Source organism: Rhodovarius sp. (assembly GCF_040399605.1).
Taxonomy (GTDB): Bacteria; Pseudomonadota; Alphaproteobacteria; order Acetobacterales; family Acetobacteraceae; genus Rhodovarius; species Rhodovarius crocodyli_A.
In genome coordinates this window covers 1-3,300 of the sequence record NZ_JBBARU010000149.1, presented here as the reverse complement: position 1 = coordinate 3,300, position 3,300 = coordinate 1, and the positions used below count along the sequence as shown (strand labels likewise).

4 protein-coding genes and 1 tRNA gene are annotated in these 3,300 nt (G+C 63.0%); 2 read left to right on the top strand and 3 right to left on the bottom strand.

The window, feature by feature from the left end:
• Positions 1 to 193, bottom strand: a 193-nt coding sequence (locus ABWP84_RS18425) for a hypothetical protein (protein WP_353213482.1), incomplete at its 3' end; no start/stop codon positions are given.
• 144 nt (positions 194 to 337) lie between these two features.
• On the opposite strand from ABWP84_RS18425, the gene ABWP84_RS18420 reads away from it, so the two are divergent.
• Entirely contained in the window at positions 338 to 1,411 is a 1,074-nt protein-coding gene (locus ABWP84_RS18420) for an alpha/beta hydrolase (protein ID WP_353213481.1), read from the top strand.
• 7 nt (positions 1,412 to 1,418) lie between these two features.
• Here ABWP84_RS18420 and ABWP84_RS18415 read toward each other — a convergent pair whose 3' ends face one another.
• Complete coding sequence (locus ABWP84_RS18415; RefSeq protein WP_353213480.1) at positions 1,419 to 2,477, bottom strand: 2-dehydropantoate 2-reductase; 1,059 nt, start codon at positions 2,475 to 2,477, stop codon at positions 1,419 to 1,421.
• A 66-nt stretch (positions 2,478 to 2,543) separates the two neighbouring features.
• The gene (locus tag ABWP84_RS18410; protein WP_353213479.1) at positions 2,544 to 2,951 is read right to left on the bottom strand and encodes a cupin domain-containing protein; all 408 of its coding nucleotides are present in this window, start codon (positions 2,949 to 2,951) and stop codon (positions 2,544 to 2,546) included.
• 165 nt (positions 2,952 to 3,116) lie between these two features.
• On the opposite strand from ABWP84_RS18410, the gene ABWP84_RS18405 reads away from it, so the two are divergent.
• Positions 3,117 to 3,193, top strand: a tRNA-Arg gene (locus ABWP84_RS18405).
• Positions 3,194 to 3,300: the final 107 nt, after the last annotated feature.

Here is a 3,300-nt window from a genome sequence, read left to right as displayed (position 1 = left end):
CTAGCATCTGCTGCGCGGTGGAAAAACGGATGGCGCGCGCATGCATGCCACTGCCATTGTCCTGCCACACCGATGTCAGCAAGGCACACAGTGCCGGCGCCCGAAACGCGATGACCCGCCGGTCCACAAAAACAGCGCTGTAATCGGCTGGTTCATCCGGCGCTGCAGCCCCTGCACCATCCGGAGGCGGCAAGTATTGATCCATAAAGCTCGTCCTTCCTCAGCCTCACGCTGCCTAGGAACGATGGCGAGCCTAACTTAAAAAATAATGAACATTCACGCATTCGCTACAAGCTTGGCGCCGGAATATCCCGCAAGCTCGCCTTGGAGGACCTGCATGGCCAACGAAACAATCTACTTCGCCACCAACCGTGATGAACTCAAGAATGCCCAAGGCATCACGATCGGTTTTGGTGACAAGCTCAATCCGGTCTCACCCGCCTATCTACGTTTCGGCGCGGCGGAGGTGGCGCCGCCCACCAAGAAGAACGCCGATTGGTCGGTGCAATCCGTGCAGATCGCCCCCGAAAGCATCCCCGGCGTCACCACCGATGACCCGACGGCGGAAAAACTCCTGGGCAGCGCCGCGGTGTTCGATGCGCTGCGCCAGCGCCTGATCACCGCCGGCCGCGCCAAGGGGGGCGTGGACCTGATCCTGCTGCTGCATGGCTATGCCTCAAGCTTCGACAATGCGCTGGCGCGCGCCGCCGAGATCAAGCGCGCCTATGCCACCAAGCAGCGCGCGGTGGAGGTCGCGGTCTTCTGCTGGCCCTCGGATGGCAGCCTCACCCCACTGATCGCCTATAAGTCGGACCGTGACGATGCCCGCTCATCGGCCAAGGCGGTGGCGCGGGCCTTGCTGTTTTTCCTAGACTATCTGCGCCGCCTCACCACCGACCAAATGTGCCAGGCCCGGCTCAATCTGCTGGCGCATTCCATGGGTAATTACGTGCTGCGCAATGCGGTACAGGCCATCATCTCGGAGTTTGGCGGCAAGCGCCTGCCGCGCGCCTTCACCCATATCTTCCTCATGGCCGCCGATGAGGATGATGACGCGCTGAACGATCCCGACAAACTCGCCCGCCTGCCGGAAATGGCCGAGGCGGTGCATGTCTATTTCGCCGCCAGCGACCGGGCGCTGACGATCAGCGACGTCACCAAGGGCAATCCTGACCGGCTGGGCAGCGCAGGCCCGCATACCCTCACCAACCTGCCGCAGAAGATCACACTGATAGACTGCGCCAAGGTCTGCCAGACCACCCTGATGGACTCCAATCACCAATATTACCGCCAGCGCCCCGAGGTGGTGGCCGATGTCTGCGCCGTGCTGGATGGCACGCGGCCCGAGGCCATCCCCGGGCGGGCCTGGGTGCCCGCCCGGGGTGCCTTCGTGGTGGCAGCCAAACCTTAAGCCTGGCTCAGTTCATCCGCAGGTCCAGGATGTGCTTCGGGTCGGGCTGCAATTCGCCACGCTCGACCTTTTTCACGATCTCGGTCAACGCCGCATTGGCGGGCGTGGGGATGCCCAGCGGCGCCGCGCGATCGGCAACGAAGCCGTTGAGAAACTCGATCTCGGTGCGGCGGCCTTTCACCATGTCCTGACCCATGGAGGGGCGATGGGCGCCGCCGCGGGCACTCTCGGCAATGCGCTTGCGGTCATATTCGGCGCGGGCCTGCGCATCGCCCTCGCCAGCGCGGGCGATCACCTCAGGGTCGATATGCAGAATTTCTTCCAGCGAATAGCCCAGCGCCTGGCCCACCCGGATCGCCTCCGCCCCCAACCGCGCGGTGAAGGCGCGCAACTGGTCATCGGCCACCACATCGCGGCTGAGCAGCCCGGTGCAGGCCGACATGCCATTGCCCATCACATTGGTGACAAGCTTGGACCAGCGCTCACCCCAGAGGTTTTCCGTCAGCGTCGCGCTGTCGGAAAGGGCGCAAAGGCGCACGATTTCCTTCGCCCGCTCGGTCGGCCGACCATGCGGCTCGCCCACGCGATACACCGTATGGGCCGCGCCGCCCTTGCCGGAATTGCGGTGGATATTGCCCGGCACCATCAGCTCCACGGTGATCGAACTGGCAATGGTGCCCAAAACCCGACCCCAGCCGACGACGCCGGCGATGGTTTCCTCATTCATGCAATTCTGCAGCGAGACGCAAAAGCCGCCCGGCGCGAGATATTGCCGGATCATCACCGTGGCCCATTCGGTGTCGTAGGATTTCATGCAGATGAAGGCGATATCGAAGGGCCGGCCCTTCGCCTCATTCTGCAATTCGGTGAGGTGGATGGCGCGCACCGGGGTGGTGAATTCCGCCACGTCGCGCAAATGCGTCACCCGCAAGCCATTGGCGCGCATGGCCTCGACATGCTCGGGCCAGGGATCGATGAAGGTCACATCCTCGCCGGCCGCGGCCATGTAAGAGCCGGCATAGCCGCCCACCGCGCCCGCGCCGACAATGGCAATTCTTGGTTTCATTATCGCTGCCCCCCTGTGGAAGGGGGCAGGATAAGCGCGAGACTCGCCGCGGCAAGCCCGCCCGCTTCAGCCCTGAGTGAAGAAAGGCGTGCCGTCAGCAAAAATATTCGGCTTGAGGAAGACGCCCAGAATGGTCGCCCCTTCGGCGCCGGCCCAGGCGACATGGGTATTGCCCGCCGGGCGCCAGACGAATTGCCCGGCCAGGCACGCGCCCTCCTCATCGACGAAATGGCCTTCGAGCACATAGGTCTGCTCTATGGCGGTGTGCTCATGCAGAGGCACCACGGCGCCGGGTTCGAGGCGCATCAGCAGCGTCGCCATGCCCGACCCATCGGAATAGAGCGTCTTGCAGCGGATGCCGGGGAATTTCGTCTCCTCCCAGGGCATGTTGGGCACATCAAGATAGACTGAGGGCGGCGACGCCTCATCCGCCATCAGCCGCTTGCGCATTGGTTTTGCTGCTCCGTCGGGCATGGTGGGCTCCTTCAACATGACGGCGAAGGCCTAGAACGGGATAGGGGCGGGTGGAAATACCACCCCAACCATGCCCGGGGCCGGGGCCAGTGCGGTGAAGAAGATCAGCTATCCTGTATCACGGCGCTTCTCACCGCGCGCGGGTTGCGGTATTGAAGCCGTGCGGGACCCGTAGCTCAGCTGGATAGAGCGCTGCCCTCCGAAGGCAGAGGTCGAAGGTTCGAATCCTTTCGGGTCCGCCATTTCCCCAGGAAAACCAGCATTTTGCTAGGCATTCCTTTCCCAGCCGCCCTTTTGAATCTCAAAAACGAGTCACAAGCGTAATGAATTTCTATAAGGTCCGGTTATG

Excerpts from the sequence above, each read along its gene's own strand:
- ABWP84_RS18420 (WP_353213481.1), top strand. The coding sequence starts at position 338 with ATGGCCAACGAAACAATCTACTTCGCCACCAACCGTGATGAACTCAAG.
- ABWP84_RS18415 (WP_353213480.1), bottom strand. The coding sequence starts at position 2,477 with ATGAAACCAAGAATTGCCATTGTCGGCGCGGGCGCGGTGGGCGGCTAT.
- ABWP84_RS18410 (WP_353213479.1), bottom strand. The coding sequence starts at position 2,951 with ATGCCCGACGGAGCAGCAAAACCAATGCGCAAGCGGCTGATGGCGGAT.